Origin of the sequence: Parvularcula dongshanensis, assembly GCF_014199615.1 — a bacterium.
In the GTDB taxonomy this organism is placed as follows: Bacteria; Pseudomonadota; Alphaproteobacteria; order Caulobacterales; family Parvularculaceae; genus Parvularcula; species Parvularcula dongshanensis.
In genome coordinates this window covers 1041098-1055466 of the sequence record NZ_JACHOB010000001.1, presented here as the reverse complement: position 1 = coordinate 1055466, position 14369 = coordinate 1041098, and the positions used below count along the sequence as shown (strand labels likewise).

At 68.6% G+C, this 14369-nt stretch carries 21 protein-coding genes and 1 riboswitch; of the genes, 7 read left to right on the top strand and 14 right to left on the bottom strand.

From position 1 onward, the window contains the following. Nucleotides 1-6: 6 nt before the first annotated feature. The 5 genes from GGQ59_RS05130 to GGQ59_RS05110 all read right to left on the bottom strand — a co-directional run bounded on the left by GGQ59_RS05130 (nt 7) and on the right by GGQ59_RS05110 (nt 3156). Nucleotides 7-666, bottom strand: coding sequence for a DUF4040 domain-containing protein (locus GGQ59_RS05130; RefSeq protein ID WP_183816417.1), 660 nt, complete (start codon nt 664-666; stop codon nt 7-9). Next, entirely contained in the window at nt 666-1046 is a 381-nt protein-coding gene (gene mnhG, locus GGQ59_RS05125; RefSeq protein ID WP_183816415.1) for a monovalent cation/H(+) antiporter subunit G, read from the bottom strand. The genes GGQ59_RS05130 and mnhG overlap by 1 nt, the downstream gene beginning before the upstream one ends. Then, the gene (locus GGQ59_RS05120; protein WP_183816413.1) at nt 1039-1335 is read right to left on the bottom strand and encodes an MrpF/PhaF family protein; all 297 of its coding nucleotides are present in this window, start codon (nt 1333-1335) and stop codon (nt 1039-1041) included. Before GGQ59_RS05120 ends, mnhG begins: the two co-directional genes overlap by 8 nt. Next, the gene (locus GGQ59_RS05115; protein ID WP_183816411.1) at nt 1335-1862 is read right to left on the bottom strand and encodes a Na+/H+ antiporter subunit E; all 528 of its coding nucleotides are present in this window, start codon (nt 1860-1862) and stop codon (nt 1335-1337) included. Before GGQ59_RS05115 ends, GGQ59_RS05120 begins: the two co-directional genes overlap by 1 nt. 124 nt (nt 1863-1986) lie before the next feature. Then, on the bottom strand, nt 1987-3156 hold the full coding sequence (locus GGQ59_RS05110) for a DUF2336 domain-containing protein (protein WP_183816409.1): 1170 nt from the start codon (nt 3154-3156) through the stop codon (nt 1987-1989). 118 nt (nt 3157-3274) lie between these two features. On the opposite strand from GGQ59_RS05110, the gene GGQ59_RS05105 reads away from it, so the two are divergent. The 4 genes from GGQ59_RS05105 (at nt 3275) to GGQ59_RS05090 (ending at nt 5210) form a co-directional block, all read left to right on the top strand. Continuing rightward, nucleotides 3275-3556, top strand: a complete 282-nt coding sequence (locus GGQ59_RS05105) for a hypothetical protein (protein ID WP_183816407.1) — start codon at nt 3275-3277, stop codon at nt 3554-3556. Between the two features lie 133 nt (nt 3557-3689). Beyond that, nucleotides 3690-4271, top strand: a complete 582-nt coding sequence (locus tag GGQ59_RS05100; RefSeq protein WP_183816405.1) for an energy transducer TonB — start codon at nt 3690-3692, stop codon at nt 4269-4271. Beyond that, nucleotides 4268-4543 (top strand): hypothetical protein, encoded by a 276-nt coding sequence (locus tag GGQ59_RS05095; RefSeq protein ID WP_183816403.1) that lies wholly within the window; start codon nt 4268-4270, stop codon nt 4541-4543. Before GGQ59_RS05100 ends, GGQ59_RS05095 begins: the two co-directional genes overlap by 4 nt. Before the next feature lie 94 nt (nt 4544-4637). Beyond that, the gene (locus GGQ59_RS05090) at nt 4638-5210 is read left to right on the top strand and encodes a hypothetical protein (protein ID WP_183816401.1); all 573 of its coding nucleotides are present in this window, start codon (nt 4638-4640) and stop codon (nt 5208-5210) included. 18 nt (nt 5211-5228) lie between these two features. Here GGQ59_RS05090 and gcvPB read toward each other — a convergent pair whose 3' ends face one another. From gcvPB to gcvT, 9 genes are read right to left on the bottom strand one after another with little or no spacing between them, the layout of a single operon-like run. Next, a complete protein-coding gene (gcvPB, locus tag GGQ59_RS05085) occupies nt 5229-6794 on the bottom strand; it encodes an aminomethyl-transferring glycine dehydrogenase subunit GcvPB (protein ID WP_183816400.1) in 1566 nt (521 codons plus the stop codon). Nucleotides 6795-6831: 37 nt separating this feature from the next. Then, nucleotides 6832-7452 carry a hypothetical protein gene (locus tag GGQ59_RS05080; RefSeq protein WP_183816399.1) on the bottom strand — a complete coding sequence of 207 codons (621 nt, stop codon included), beginning with the start codon at nt 7450-7452 and terminating at the stop codon, nt 6832-6834. Then, on the bottom strand, nt 7452-8792 hold the full coding sequence (gcvPA, locus tag GGQ59_RS05075; protein ID WP_183816398.1) for an aminomethyl-transferring glycine dehydrogenase subunit GcvPA: 1341 nt from the start codon (nt 8790-8792) through the stop codon (nt 7452-7454). The genes GGQ59_RS05080 and gcvPA overlap by 1 nt, the downstream gene beginning before the upstream one ends. 3 nt (nt 8793-8795) lie before the next feature. Continuing rightward, on the bottom strand, nt 8796-9182 hold the full coding sequence (locus GGQ59_RS05070) for a hypothetical protein (protein WP_183816397.1): 387 nt from the start codon (nt 9180-9182) through the stop codon (nt 8796-8798). Next, nucleotides 9182-9622, bottom strand: a complete 441-nt coding sequence (locus GGQ59_RS05065; protein WP_183816396.1) for a VOC family protein — start codon at nt 9620-9622, stop codon at nt 9182-9184. The genes GGQ59_RS05070 and GGQ59_RS05065 overlap by 1 nt, the downstream gene beginning before the upstream one ends. Further along, complete coding sequence (locus GGQ59_RS05060; RefSeq protein ID WP_183816394.1) at nt 9619-9816, bottom strand: hypothetical protein; 198 nt, start codon at nt 9814-9816, stop codon at nt 9619-9621. The genes GGQ59_RS05065 and GGQ59_RS05060 overlap by 4 nt, the downstream gene beginning before the upstream one ends. Then, nucleotides 9809-10009 (bottom strand): hypothetical protein, encoded by a 201-nt coding sequence (locus GGQ59_RS05055; protein ID WP_183816392.1) that lies wholly within the window; start codon nt 10007-10009, stop codon nt 9809-9811. Before GGQ59_RS05055 ends, GGQ59_RS05060 begins: the two co-directional genes overlap by 8 nt. After that, nucleotides 10002-10367 carry a glycine cleavage system protein GcvH gene (gene gcvH / locus GGQ59_RS05050; RefSeq protein ID WP_183816759.1) on the bottom strand — a complete coding sequence of 122 codons (366 nt, stop codon included), beginning with the start codon at nt 10365-10367 and terminating at the stop codon, nt 10002-10004. The genes GGQ59_RS05055 and gcvH overlap by 8 nt, the downstream gene beginning before the upstream one ends. Nucleotides 10368-10372: 5 nt before the next feature. Continuing rightward, nucleotides 10373-11509 carry a glycine cleavage system aminomethyltransferase GcvT gene (gcvT, locus tag GGQ59_RS05045; RefSeq protein WP_183816390.1) on the bottom strand — a complete coding sequence of 379 codons (1137 nt, stop codon included), beginning with the start codon at nt 11507-11509 and terminating at the stop codon, nt 10373-10375. 140 nt (nt 11510-11649) lie between these two features. Next, a riboswitch (glycine riboswitch) is annotated at nt 11650-11739 on the bottom strand. A 148-nt stretch (nt 11740-11887) separates the two neighbouring features. On the opposite strand from gcvT, the gene GGQ59_RS05040 reads away from it, so the two are divergent. The 3 genes from GGQ59_RS05040 to GGQ59_RS05030 are packed head-to-tail and all read left to right on the top strand — an operon-like array spanning nt 11888 to nt 14362. Beyond that, nucleotides 11888-12151: a DksA/TraR family C4-type zinc finger protein gene (locus GGQ59_RS05040; protein ID WP_183816388.1), complete on the top strand. Its 264-nt coding sequence runs from the start codon at nt 11888-11890 to the stop codon at nt 12149-12151. 44 nt (nt 12152-12195) lie between these two features. After that, nucleotides 12196-13548 carry a TldD/PmbA family protein gene (locus GGQ59_RS05035; protein ID WP_183816386.1) on the top strand — a complete coding sequence of 451 codons (1353 nt, stop codon included), beginning with the start codon at nt 12196-12198 and terminating at the stop codon, nt 13546-13548. A 1-nt stretch (nt 13549) separates the two neighbouring features. Continuing rightward, the gene (locus GGQ59_RS05030; RefSeq protein WP_183816384.1) at nt 13550-14362 is read left to right on the top strand and encodes an inositol monophosphatase family protein; all 813 of its coding nucleotides are present in this window, start codon (nt 13550-13552) and stop codon (nt 14360-14362) included. The last annotated feature ends 7 nt before the right edge of the window (nt 14363-14369 follow it).

Genomic DNA, 14369 nt, shown 5'->3' with positions numbered 1-14369 from the left:
CTTCCCTCAACGCGGACCGTCGGACAGCGGACGGGCGGGCGCGGGCGCTTCGCCGACAGGGCTCGCTTCGTCTTCGCTGGGCGCAGGGTCCGTCACCTTCCGTCCGCCGCGGATCGATCCCGATCCGAGGAGGAGAAGGCAGGCCAAGCCGGCCGTGAACACGACGAGCGTCTCGCCCATCGTGTCGTAGCCGCGATAGCTGGCGAGGACGCCGGTGACGATGTTCGGCACGCCGATGTCTTCGGGGCTCCGCTCGACATAGGCCTGCCCGACATAGGCGTTCGCCGGGCTGTTGGGGTCGCCGATCGCCGGCATGTCGATCGTCGCGTAGACGAGCGCCGCCCCGACGATCACGACGATGGCGAGCGGCAGGATGGTGCGCCGGCTCGACACGCGTTGCTCGCGCTTCGACGTCAGCGCCATGCCGGACAGAACGAGCACGGTCGAAACCCCCGCCCCGACCGCGGCCTCGGTGAACGCGACGTCCACCGCGTCGAGGACGACGAAGAAGGCGGCGGACAGAAGGCTGTAGATGCCCGACAGCATGGCGACGCCGAACAGCCGCCGCATGCGGACCATGGCGAGGCCGCACAGCATCAGGAGCGTCAGGAGCGACAGGTCGATCAGGACCGTCCAGCTGAAGCCCGGCTCGAACGGAATCTCCATCAGGACGCTCCCTCCGTCCTTCGCGCGGCGCGGACCGGACGGGGTCCCTCGCCTTCCTCGGCGGGCGTGAGGTCCGCGCCGGTCAGGGGCCGCAATCCACCGACGAAGGCCGCATGCGCGGCGGCGTGCGTGCTGACGGGGCTCGTCAGCACCAGGAAGACGAAGATGAAGAACAGCTTCACGATCGTGATGAGGTCGTCCGCCTGCAGCGCCATGGCTAGGAGGACGAGGTCCGCCCCCATCGTATCGGTCACGCCGGCCGCGTGCATCCGCGTGTAGAAGTCGGGAAACCGCAGGACGCCCAGCGCGCCGGCGAAGACCAGGAGCCCGCCGAGGAGGAAGAGGCCCCGGGAAAGGACGTCGAGGATCACGTCAATCATGCCGGTCCTCCTCGCGATCCACGCCGGTCATGACCGGTGCGAGCGCCTGATAACGGAAGAACTTCAGGATGGCGATGGTCGCGACGAAGTTCAGGAGGGCGTAGAGGAGCGCGATGTCGAGGAAGTCAGGCCGGCCCGTCAGGAACCCGACCAGGCCCAGGAGCAGCACGGTCTTGGTGCCGAAGCTGTTCACCGCCAGCACCCGGTCGTAGAGCGTCGGCCCCTTGATCGCCCGCACGAGGACGAGCGCCATCGCCGCGACCACGGCCACCGTTGCGACGGCAAACATCAACACTTCACCGCCTGCGTTCTCGGCTCGGCTCGGTCGAACGCGGTGACGCGGTCGCCCATGTCGCCGATGGCGTCCTGATCGGCCAACGCCTCGGTCAGGGCGTGAATGACGAGCGTGTCGCGGTCGACGTCGACCGTGATCGTCCCGGGCGTCAGCGTCACCGAGTTGCCGAAGATAGTTCTGCCGAGGTCGGAGACCTGGTTCGCCGGCACGCGGATCATCTTCGGCGACAGGCGCAGCGTCGGCCGCAAGACCTCGCGCACCACGATGACGTTCGCCTTGCCGATCTCGACCGTCAGCCAGAACATGTAAGGAAGGATGCCGGGGAAGACGCGCGTCGGCACGCCTTCGCGGTCGAGGATGCCGAGGTGGTGGGTCAGCCAGACGGTGACCGCCACGCTCATCGCACCGAAGCCGAGGAGCGTCGGCTCGTCGAAGTAGAACGATAGGAGCAGCCACAGCGCGCCGAGCGCGACCGTCAGCGCGAGGATGCGTCCAGCGAGGCTGCTGAGGAAGCCGAGCATCGAGCCTGCGAGAGAAAGTCCGCCGGAGGCGCGAACAGGAGACCTACCGGCGTGCCTTCTGCCCGCCGGCGGGCGCAAAATCGCGACCTTTGCTCAGGAACGCAACAGGGGGCGCCGGGAAACTTTAGACAGCCCCGAAGTAGCCGCCGTCATCGCCGCTGGCGGACTCCGCCGTGCCGAACCCTTCTGCGTCCGGACGCCAGTCCCAGTAACGCAGGACGGTCCGCGCATAGTCGCGCGCGATCGTGTCGAACGTGGCCACCAGATGCTCCCGCCGTTCGGCATCGAACTCGGGCCCCGTGCCGTCCTTGGGCAGGCCTGCCGCCCCTTCCAGGATCTGCGTGAAGGCGCCGCGCGACACTCCGATGCTTTTGGCGAGGATCGAGAACGGCTCGCCACCGCCGTCGAGCATGACGCGCGTCGCACAGTCGGTAGAGATGCCGGCGAGCAGGCCGACAGCCTCGCACAGCTCTCCTGTCGGCACGGCGCGCGCGACGGTCAGGGTCTTCTCGACCACGTCCATGGTGACGGTCTCTCCGTTCCGTCCCCGCGGGCGGTGGCGCCGATCGATGAGGTGGAGCAGCCGCTTGACGACCGGATCGGGCGCCTCGGCCGTGAACACGGCCCGATACATCGGCTGAAGCGTGTCCTGGATCACCGTTCGGTCGATGGCGAAACGCGACAGGATGCGTTGCCGCTGCGGCGTGCTGGCCCACCAGAACATGGTGAAGCCGTGACCGGACTGAAGCTCGGGACGGGCGAGCAGCAACGTTCGCACCTCGGCGTCGTGACGGCTCTTGAACAGGAGTTGTTCGATCCGCTCCGGCGAGAGCGCGACCTCCGTCCGACGCAGAATGGCGGCGATGACCGGTCCCTCGTCCCAATCGAGCAGCGCTTCGGCGACGGCCGGTGTCAGGTCGTCCCGCTTCGCGATCAGGCTCCGGTGTTCCGCGGTCTGGCCGGCGACCTCCACGAGGAGAGGCTCGCCGATCTCCTTGAGGCGCGTCAGCAGCGGCTCCGCCACGTCGATCTGATCGTGCAGAAGGCGACGCAGGAGAATGCCTGGTGGGCTCCCGACCGCCGTCATCCGCTCCGCGACCTCTCGGCGCAAACCGATGTCCGCCGTCGCCATCAAGCTTGCGAGCACGTCGGCGACGAAGGCGCGTTCGTTCTGCGTCTGCCGCCCGGCGGGCAGGCTCAGGACGTCCACCAGGCGGCGGACCAGCTCCGGCTGGGTTCCGCTGCTCGCCAGCGTTCCCGCTGCGTTCTCGTTCGTCTGGGCCGCCGGCTGCATGGCTCGCCTTCAAGCTTCGATTAATCAGGCCGCCGGTGTCCCACATCGGGCTTAACGCCCGCTTTCGTGTTCCGGTCGAAAGCGGTAGGCGGCGGCAAAGCCCGGTCAGGATCCTCTCATGCGACGCTTCGCTCCCGCCGCCCTGCTGCTCGTACCCGCCTGCGCATCGCTCAGCGACGCGGCCGACGGGCCGTTCTACGGCTCTGGCGTCAGCGACGGCTGCCGCACGGCGGAGGCCCGCAACCTGAGCTTCTCCGTGCGCGAGTACCGCGACGAGGCGCTCTTCGACGCCGAGCCGAGCTACCGGGCGGGTTGGCGGGCGGGTTACGCCCAGTGCCAGCCTGCCGAGAACATCTCGGCCCGGCCCGAAGACTTCGGCCAGCAGGACACCGACTTCTAGCGCGGCGAACCAGCTGATCTTGTTGCAGTGCAAGGGAATTCGCTGCGTTCTCTTCTTCGATTGGACCTGTTCTTGCGGTAGCCTCTTCTTAGAGTCGGGCAGCATCCGGCTGCCCGCGTCAGGGAGAGACGCGATGCAGAGGTTCGTTCTAGGATTGCCCTTCGCAGGGATCGTCACCGCAGCGCTGTTCGTCCTCATGTACGGCCTGATCATGCCTGGCGAGATCTTCATCCCCGGCGAGATCAAGGAGCGGCCCTACATTCCCCCGCCGCCGAAGCCTTTCGAGCCCGACCCCCCGTCCATCGAACGCACGATCGCTCCTCTTCCGGAAACGCCGCCGCTCATCCGGCCCGACTATACAGGTCCGGCAAGCAGCGACCCGGCGAACGGCTTCGTCGAGCCGACCCTGTCGGTCGGCGAGATCGACCCGTCGGGCGGAACCGCCTCCGCGGTCCTTCTTCCCCTCATCACGATGAGCCCCGCCTACCCGGCGAACTGCCTCGCCAGGGGTACGAGCGGCCACGCGACCGTCCGCTACGACGTCACTCTAGGGGGGCAGGTCGTCAACGCCGTCGTCACGGAGAGCTCGAACCGCTGCTTCGAGCGGGCGGCGCTCGATGCGATCGCGGCCTGGCGCTACCAGCCCGCCATGACCACGGAGCAGGGCTACATCGCGCGCGGCGAGACGAAGCGGTTCGCCTTCGAGGTGCAGTGACGCTTCGGTTCCTGCTCGCACTTCCAGTCGCGCTGCTGATGCTGACAGGCAGCGCGGCCGGTTTTCAGCAGGCGATCTCGCACTACCGAGGGACGCTGATCGCCCTTCCCGATCCGCCGCCGACCGCCCTGGCGGTCAGGCTGTCGGAGCTCGAGCGGAGACCAACTTTCCATTCCGCTATCGGCCCTTGTGTCCTCTTCTCTATCCCGCACCCGCGCGACGAGGTCGCCCGTATCCGCGCCGAGGACGGGAAGAACGACAACCTTCCGTGACCTACCGCACGGACGCGCTTCGGCTGCGTCCGGCACTTCTCTCCTTCGATGGCCGGCCTTACCCTCCGGCGAACGCCTCAAAGGGGAGAGACCGATGCGTTTTCGTCACCTGCTTGCCGCTGCCGCCTGTGCCGCCGCCTTCTCTAGCGCCGCCCTCGCCCAGAGCTTCACCGGGAAGGACGTCGAGTCCTTCATGACGCTCATGGATCGGGTCGAGGGACTACGGGACAAGTATCCTGACGAGGAACTACAGGCGTCCTTGCCCGACGGGCCGATGGGCTTTTCGGACCTGCTCGGCGCCGATGGCCGCTTCAAGATCTTCTCGACCATGGCGGACCGCCTCGGCGAGATGTCGTCGAGTCCGGCCGCGCGGGACTTCTCCTCGGCGGTGAAGGAGAGCGGCTTCAAATCCCTCGGCAGCTTCGGCGACACCGCCGACTCGATCATGATGGCCTACATGGCGCTGAGCATGGACGAGGACGCGTTCGAGGGCATGGAGGAGCTCAAGAACATGGATCCCTCCATGCTCGCCATGATGCCAGAGGGCGTGCGCACCCAGATGGCGGGCATCTCCAAGCTCGCCGAGGCGGTCCAAGCCGTGCCCGAGGACGACCTCGACACGCTCCGGCCCTATCAGGACGAACTCAACGACAAGTTCGGGCAGTAGCCGGGGCAGCCCCCGCCCTTACTCGGCCGCCATTGCCGCCGCTGCCTCGGGCTGCCAGCGCAGCACGGGGCGGCGCGCGGCCTGCGTCTCGTCGAGGCGGCGGCGCGGGGCGAGGCGCGGGGCGGACTTGAACTTCTCCGCCTCGCCGGACTTCGCGTCCTTCGCCAGCGCGAGGAGCGAGTCGCAGAACTCGTCGAGGCTGCGTTTCGACTCCGACTCCGTGGGCTCGATCAGCATCGCGCCCGGCACCACCAGCGGGAAGTACATCGTCATCGGGTGGAAGCCCTCGTCGATCATCGCCTTGGCGAAGTCGATCGTGCCCACCCCCGTGCCCTTGAGGAACGCGTCCGAGAACAGCGCCTCGTGCATGCAGTGCCCGTCGAAGGCTGGCGACATCTCGGCCGACAGGCGCGCGAGCACGTAGTTCGCATTGAGGACCGCGTCCTCCGCCGCCCGCGCGATGCCGTCGCCGCCATGGGACAGCATGTAGGTCAGCGCCCGGACGAACATGCCCATCTGGCCGTGGAACGCCGTCATCCGGCCGAAGGCGTCCTCGGCTTCCGAAGCGTCCTCGACCAGGCGGAAGCGGCCCTCTTCCTCCACGACGAAGGGCAGCGGCGCGTAAGGCGCCAGCGCTTCGGACAGGACGGTCGGGCCTGAGCCCGGGCCCCCGCCGCCATGCGGCGTCGAGAAGGTCTTGTGCAGGTTGATGTGCATCGCGTCGATGCCGAGATCGCCCGGGCGCACCTTGCCCGCGATGGCGTTGAAGTTCGCGCCGTCGCAGTAGAAGTAGCCGCCCGCCTCGTGGACGAGGTCGGCCATCTCGCGGATGTCCCGCTCGAAGAGGCCGCAGGTGTTGGGGTTCGTCACCATGATGCCCGCGACGTCGTCCCCGAGCTTCTCGCGGAAGGCGGCGATGTCGACCCGGCCGTCCGTGCTTGCGGGCAGCTTGTCGACGGTGAAGCCGCACTGAACGGCCGTCGCGGGGTTCGTTCCGTGCGCGGACTCTGGGACCAGGACCCGCGTGCGCGTCTCCGCTTCGCCCCGCGCGATCAGCGCCGCCTTGATCGCCATCATCCCGCAAAGCTCGCCATGCGCGCCCGCCTTGGGGCTCATCGCGACCGCGGGCATGCCGGTCAGCTCCTTCAGCCAGCCGGCGAGCTGCGCGATCAGCTCGAGCGCGCCCTGCACCGTGCTCTGCGGCTGCAGCGGGTGGATGTCCGCGAAGCCCGGCATCCGCGCGACCTTCTCGTTGAGGCGCGGGTTGTGCTTCATCGTGCAGGAGCCGAGCGGGAAGATGCCCATGTCGATGGCGTAGTTCTTCTGGCTCAGCCGCACGTAGTGCCGCATCGCCTCGGGCTCGGCGAGGCCCGGAAGGGTGGGTGCTTCGTCCGCCGCCAGGTCGCCGAGGCGCGACGCCGTGCCTGCGGGTTCCGGCAGGTCCACGCCCGTTCCCTCGAAGTCGCCCTCGTCGAAGAGGAGCGCCACCTCGAGCTGTAGGGCCCTATGCCCCGTATGGGTCGGCGCGGCTGCCGCTGCGGAAGGGACGGCACGGGTGGGACGGCCTTGGGCGTTCATGCTCATGGAAAGGTCCGTAGGCGAAGGGTGGGAAGAGGAAGGGTCAATGGACGGTGCCCCCGCTGGGGCCGGTGACGGGCGGCAGGGCCTCGGGGTTGCTCGCCTCGACCTCGGCGAGCTTGTCCTGATACTCCTGCTCGGTGATCACGCCCCGCGCGCGCAGCCAGGCGAACTTCGCCTTCTCGCGCTCGGGGTCGTTGTCGCGGTCGACGTCGCCGTGCTCCGCGAGGAGCACGGCGCGGCGGCGCGTGACGATCTCGTGCATGACCTCTTCGTACCGGTCGTCGTGCAGGACGAGCATCCGCCCGTGCCCCGTGTCGATGACGGTGAAGGTCGCGGTCAGCTTCTGGTAGCCGATCCAGGACAGGCCTGCGAGGCCGAGGAGGACCGCCGCCGAGACGAAGTAGAGCGGCGCCGTGATCGCCCGGACGAGGTTCAGGACGACCAGGGCCAGCCAGAAGAAGCTCGCGGCGCGCAAGGCCTCGAACTTCTCGGTGTACTCCGTATGCGTGAACGGGATCTCGTCGTAGGGCACCTTGTAGCTGAGGGCGTGCTGCGCATCCTCGAAGCGGTAGTGCAGCGCGTCGTCCGCGAAGGCGAACCACATGCGGTTCGACAATCGCTTCTGGCGGACGCTCGGCCCTTCGAGCTCGATGAGCGACATCACAGGACCGCCTTCAGCCCTTCTGCGAGGGCGCGTACGTCTTCGTCCGTCGTCACTTCGGTGGCGGCGACGATGAGGAGGTTCGCCATCTCCGGATCGTTCGGCCACAGCCGCCCGCCGGGGACGCCCGCGACGATGCCGCGCTCGGCAAGGGCTTCGACGACCTCGGCCGCGTCCTTCGGCAGGCGGACGGTGAACTCGTTGAAGAAGCGCTCGTTGAGAATTTCGACGCCCGGCACCGCCGACAGGGCGTCCGCCGTGCGGCACGCCGTCTCGTGGTTGAGGATCGCGAGGCGGCGAAGCCCCTGCCCGCCGAGGAGGCTCATATGGACGGTGAAGGCGAGCGAGCAGAGCCCCGAATTGGTGCAGATGTTCGACGTCGCCTTGTCGCGCCGGATGTGCTGCTCCCGCGTCGACAGGGTCAGGACGAAGCCGCGCTGACCGTCCGCATCCACCGTCTCGCCGCAGAGCCGCCCGGGCATGTGCCGGATGTGCTTCTGTCGCGCAGCGAAGAGGCCGACGTAAGGCCCGCCGAAATTCAGCGCGTTGCCGATCGACTGGCCTTCGGCGACGACGATGTCCGCGCCTTGCGCGCCCGGCGACTTCAGAAGGCCGAAGGACACGGCCTCGGTGACGACCGCGACCAGAAGCGCGCCGTGCTCGTGCGCCTTCTCCGCCAGCGCCGAGAGGTCGCGAACGTGGCCGAACACGTCCGGCGACTGAACGACGATGCAGGAGGTCTCGTCGTCGATCATGTCGGCGATGGAGCCGTGCCCGTCCGCGGATGAGGGCGCTTCGAGCACCGTGTCGCCGATCAGCTCGGAGTTGGTATGGATCACCGCCGCGTAGTGCGGATGCAGACCGCCCGAGCAGACGACCTTCTTCCGCCCCGTCACCCGCCGCGCCATCAGCGCGGCTTCGGCGCACGCGGTCGAGCCGTCATACATGGAGGCGTTGGCGACCTCCATGCCGGTCAGGGTCGCGACCTGCGTCTGGAACTCGAAGAGGTACTGAAGCGTCCCTTGGGCGATCTCGGGCTGATAGGGCGTGTAGGCGGTCAGGAACTCGGACCGCTGAATGATGTGGTCCACCGTCGCTGGCACGTGGTGCTTGTAGGCGCCGCAGCCTGCGAAGAACGGCGCGTCGCCCGCCGCCAGGTTCTTCGAAGCGAGCGCCCGCATCTGCCGCTCGACCGAAAGCTCGCCTTGATGCGGCGGCAGGTCGAGCTTGGGGTTCAGCGCGTCGGCGGGGACGTCCGAGAACAGCTCGTCCACGGCCGACACGCCGACAACTTCGCGCATCGCGGCACGGTCGGCTTCGTTGAGGGGAAGATAGCGCATGAATCAGTTCCTAGTCTGCTGCCGCGGACAAGCCAGGCATGGAGAATGCAGGCGGTCGCATTGCCGGGCGTCAAGTTCGACGATGGCGGCGCATAGAACTCGCCGATCGTGGAAGTTCTCCATTGCATCTCGATCCCTTTTGACCAGCAGCCCATAGCTGCCTGAGAACATGAGGAGGAGCGAGAGGACAGCGACGACGCTCCCTTTCCTCCGCGTCCAACCAACTAGCACCGGCATCGCGACGGCCGTCGCTACAGCCAAAGGCGCGAAGATGGCTCCATAGCGGAAGAGGTCGGAAACAAACGGAGCGGCAATCAGGATAGCAGGCACGAAGATGGCTGCAGCCAGAAACCACGGTGGTAACCGGTGCTGCCCTTCACCCCGCGTCATCAGTGCTCTTTCCCCAACGTCTTCCGAAACACGTCCCCATCGTCCTTGAACGTCTTGAACTCGAGCGCATTGCACGCCGGGTCCATCACGAACATCGTCCCCTGCTCGCCGGCCTTCCCTGCGAACCGCACATAGGGTTCGATGATGAACGGCACCTCCGCCGCCTTCAGCTTCTCACCCAACGCTTCCCAGTCGGACCATTCGAGCAGGAGGCCGAAGTGCCGCACCGGCACGCCGTGCCCGTCGACCGCGTTCGCCTGCGCTGCGCGGCACTCGTCCGGCGCGTAGTGCGCGACGATCTGGTGGCCGTGAAGGTCGAAGTCGATCCACTCCCCGGGCGCCTCGCGCCCCTCGGGGCAGCCGAGCACGCCGCCGTAGAAGCCGCGCGCGGCTTCGAGGTCGTTCACCGGAAAGGCGAGGTGGAAGCGGGGGCGTGTCACTTGCGCTCGTCCGTCACCTGATGGTGCGCGTGGTGACGCAGCTTCCGCACACCCGCGATGGCGAGCGGAATGCCGATGGCGAGCAGGATCAGGGCCAGGATCAGCTCGATCGCCTTCACGATCAGGGCGATGACGGCGACGACGATCAGCGCGACGCCGATCCAGGTCAGAAGATGGCTCGTTTTCTTACTCATCGCGGTCGCGACCTTTCCCCCACCAGGAGGCGGGAACGTATTGGGCGAGGTCGTGGACCGCGCCGAGGATGGCGCCGAGGACGGCGAGGACCAGGACCTGATCGGCGATCAGGCCGAGGACCAGGCCGCCTATGGCGCCGGTGATGATGCTCTTCTCGCGGGCGTCGGGCCCGCGGCGGCGGGGCTCACTCATCGCTCAGCTGCGCCTTGTACGCCGCTTCGTCCATGAGGCTCTCGAGCTCGCTCTCGTCCTTCAGCTTCAGCTTGACGAACCAGGCGCCCTCTTCCGGGCCCTCGTTCACCTGCTCGGGCGCATCGACGATGGCAGAGTTTACCTCGACCACCTCGCCCGACACCGGCGCGTAGACGTCGGAGGCGGCCTTGACGCTCTCGACCACCGCCATCTCGGCGCCCTTGTCGAAGCTCTTTCCGACGTCCGGCAGCTCGACGAAGACGACGTCGCCGAGCGCTTCGGCGGCATGCGTCGTGATCCCCATCGTCACGATTCCGCCCTCAGGCCGAACCCACTCATGGCTCTTGGTGAACTTCATCATCTTCAGCGGGCTCCTCGGTAGTAGCGTTGCGGAACGAAGGGTAGGCGGACGACCTCCGCCTCCATCGGCTTGCCGCGCACCATCAGGTGCACGACCGTGCCGGGCTCGGCGAAGCGGGCCTCGACCCGGCCCATGGCGACGGGCGCGTCGAAGGTCGGGCCGAACCCGCCGGAGGTGACGGCGCCGATGACCTCGCCCTCGGCGCTGCGCACTTCGACGCCCTCGCGGGCGGGCGCGCGGCCGAGCGGCCTCAGGCCGACGCGGACGGCCTCGCAGCCTTCCTTCAGCTCGCGAAGGATGCGCTCGGCGCCGGGGAAGCCGCCTTCCTGACGACGCCGCTTGCCGATGGCGAAGGTGATGGCGGCGGAGACGGGCGTGTCCGCTTCGGTCAGGTCGTGCCCATAGAGGCAGAGCCCCGCCTCGAGCCGCAGCGAATCGCGCGCGCCGAGGCCGATGGGCGCCACGTCCTCATGCGCGAGCAGGCGCCGGGCCAGCGCCTCCGCGTCCGAGTTCGCCACCGAGATCTCGTAGCCGTCCTCGCCGGTGTAGCCGCAGCGGGACAGAGTCACGGGAATGCCTTCGAGCTGCGTGTGCCGCATCGACATGAACGGCATCTCCGGCGCCATCGGGTCCAGAGCGCCGATCACCGTGTGCGCCAGGGGGCCCTGCAGCGCGAGGAGGGAGCGGCCCAGGACGTCGAGCTTCGCCCGCCCGGCCAGCTTCTCTTCGATCAGCGCGAAGTCCGCGTCCTTGGTCGCGGCGTTGACGACGAGGAACAGCTTACCGTCCTCCTCGGTCCGCGTGATCATCAGGTCGTCGAGCACGCCGCCGTCATCCGCCAGCAGTACCGTGTAGCGGATGCGCCCGGGGCTGAGCCCCGCGATCTCGCCCGGCACCAGCGTCTCGATCGCGGAGGCGGCCTCTGCGTGGTCGCTCGCCGTCAGGAACGCCTGCCCCATGTGGCTGACGTCGAACAGCCCCGCCTTCTCGCGGACATGCAGGTGCTCGCCCTTCACCCCCATCGCGTACTGAACGGGCATCTCGTAGCCGGCGAACGGCACCATCTTGCCGCCGAGCTCGCGGTGGAGCGCGTCCAGGGGCAAAGTCTTCAGAAGCGTATTCTGGGGCGTATCGTTCAAGGTGCGAGTCTCCGGGCGGCGCCTTTCGGCTTCGTCCCCGGCTGTCGCGACGCCTGAGAGATTCCGCGAGGCCTCGCCCGCACAGGGACTGGCCCGCTTGCTCCTTCGGCAGGGCCTGCCGGCCCTTTTCCAGCCTTTGATCCTCTCCCGCGGTCCTGTTGCCTGAGCGTTTCCGGGGCGGTTGCGCCTTCGGCCCTGGCCTGTTCGCCAGTGTCTCCCGCGGAGGAGCGCCGAACCCTCGGTGAGTCCGGCCGAAGGCGAACCTAGGGGCACGCCCGCCCCTGTCAATCGGGGTCGGTGCGGTCCCGCCGGTCCGGTTGCCGCATCCGCCCTTCGTACCGATATGTCGGGACGAGGCGGAGAAGGAAGAGCAACGCGATGGCAACGGGTTGGGCGCGGGACGGCGCCGTTCAGGATCAGATCGACGACACCGTCAGCGACGCGGTCAGCCACGCGCGAGCGCGCCTGCCGCACGGCGAGAGCGCCGAGTTCTGCGTCGAGTGCGAGGAGCCGATCGCGGAGCGCCGCCGTCAGGCCCTGCCGGGCGTGCAGACCTGCCTCGCCTGCCAGTCACGGCGCGACGGACGACACCGCATGCCCGGCATCAACCGCCGCGGCAGCAAGGACAGCCAGCTGCGCTGAGCGGTCGCTTGCGCCGCCCCCCTCGCCCGCCTAACCGCGAGGGGATGAGCAGCCCCGTCAACGAACGCCCCGAAGACGTCCTTTCCGCCGTGATGGCGCGCGCGAAGGCCGCCGGGGCCGATTCCGCCGACGCCCTCATCTACCGGGCCGTCAGCGCCTCCGTCTCCGTCCGCCTCGGTGAGGTCGAGGAGGTCGAGCGGTCGGAGAACCGCGACCTCGGCCTGCGCGTGCTCGTCGGTCGGCGCCAAGCGTGCGTCTCGACGACCGACTACAGCCCCGCGGCGCTGGACGAGCTCGCCGAGCGTGCCGTCGCCATGGCGCGCCTCGCGCCGGAAGACCCCTATCTCGCGCTCGCCGACCCGGCCCGCCTCGCGAGCGGCGACCTCCCCGACCTCGACCTCTTCGACGGCATCGAGCCGCCCGCCGACGCCCTGCGCGAGCGGGCGCTCGCCTGCGAGGCCGCAGCGCGGGACGTCGAGGGCGTGACGAACTCCAGCGGCGCGAACGCGTCCTTCGGCACCGCGCAGTCCTGGCTCGCGACCAGCACCGGCTTCCTCGGCGCCGCGAGCGGCGGCAGCCACGGCACTTCCGTCTCGGTCCTGGCGGGCGAAGGCACGGCGATGGAGCGCGACTACGAGTACGGCGCCGCCACCCACCTCTCGGACCTCCGCACCCCAGAAGAGATCGGCCGGACCGCCGGGGAGCGCGCCGTCCGCCGCCTGAACCCGAAGAAGCTCGCGAGCCGCAAGGCGCCCGTCGTCTACGAACAGCGCCTCGCCGCCAGCCTCCTCGGCCCGCTCGCGGGCGCCATCAACGGCGCGGCGATCGCGCGCGGGACGAGCTTTCTCAAGAACAAGCTCGGCCAGGAGATCTTCGCCTCCGGCCTCACCGTGACCGACGACCCGTTCGTCCCCCGCGGCTTCGGCTCCAAGCCCTTCGACGGCGAGGGCGTCCGGCCCGAGACGCTCAGCGTCGTCGAGGATGGCCGCCTTACGACCTGGCTCCTCAACACCGCGCAAGCAAAGCAGCTCGGCCTCGAGACCAACGGCCGGGCCAAGCGCGGCACGGGCGGACCGCCCGGCTCCGGCGCGACGAACCTCGACCTCCAGCCGGGCACGATGAGCCTCGAAGAGCTGCTGCGCGATACGCATGAAGGCCTCTACGTCACGGACATGTTCGGCCCCCAGGTGAACGGGAACACGGGCGACTACTCCGTCGGCTGCTCGGGCTACTGGATCGAGAACGGCGAGGTCGCCTACCCGGTCTCCGAGATCACCATCGCCGGCAACCTTCTCGAGATGTGGCAGAGCCTCACGCCCGCCTCTGACTTCGTGCGGCGCGGCGCCCGCAACGCCCCCACCGTCCGCATCGCGCAGATGCAGATCGCAGGCGCCTGAGGTGACGCGCCCCCTGCCCGAGGACCACGAGCGGATGTGCGCTGCGGTCCGCCAGGCAGGCGAGGCCGTGCGCCAACGCTTCGAAGCCGGCAACACCAAGGCGTGGGAGAAGGACGACGACACCCCCGTCTCCGAGGCCGACTACGAATCGAACGACATCCTCAAGGCGGCCCTCCTCGACGACGAGGACTATGGCTGGCTCTCTGAGGAAAGCGCGGAGGACGAGGACCGCCTCTCCGCCTCGCGCACCTGGATCGTCGATCCGATCGACGGCACCCACGCCTTCTTGAAGGGACAGCCGCACTTCGCGGTCTGCGTTGCGCTCGTCGAGGACGGCAGGGCGGTCAGCGCGGCCATCTTCAACCCGGCGACGGACGAGTTCTTCGAGGCGATCCGCGGCGGCGGTGCGCGTTGCAACGGCGAGGCGCTCTGCGCCTCCTCGGCGGAAGAGCTCGACGGCTGCCGCGTCCTGGGCTCGAAGGCGATGTTCGAGCATCCGGGCTGGCCCGAGCCTTGGCCGGTCATGCGCCTCGCCTACCGCAACTCGACGAGCTACCGCCTCGCCCTCGTCGCGGCGGGACGGTACGACGCCACCATCGCGCTCGTCCGAAAGGCCGACTGGGACGTCGCGCCGGGCGCGCTCATCGCGTGCGAGGCGGGGGCGGTCGCCACGGATCACAAGGGCGATCCCTTCGTGTTCGCAAAGCCGCACCCCGTTCAGCGGGCTCTTGTCTGCGCCGCGCCGCGCCTTTATCCGCGAATCATCGAACGGCTTGGCCACCTGCCCGACGACCTGCGGCAAGTCGCTCTGTGAGCCCGGC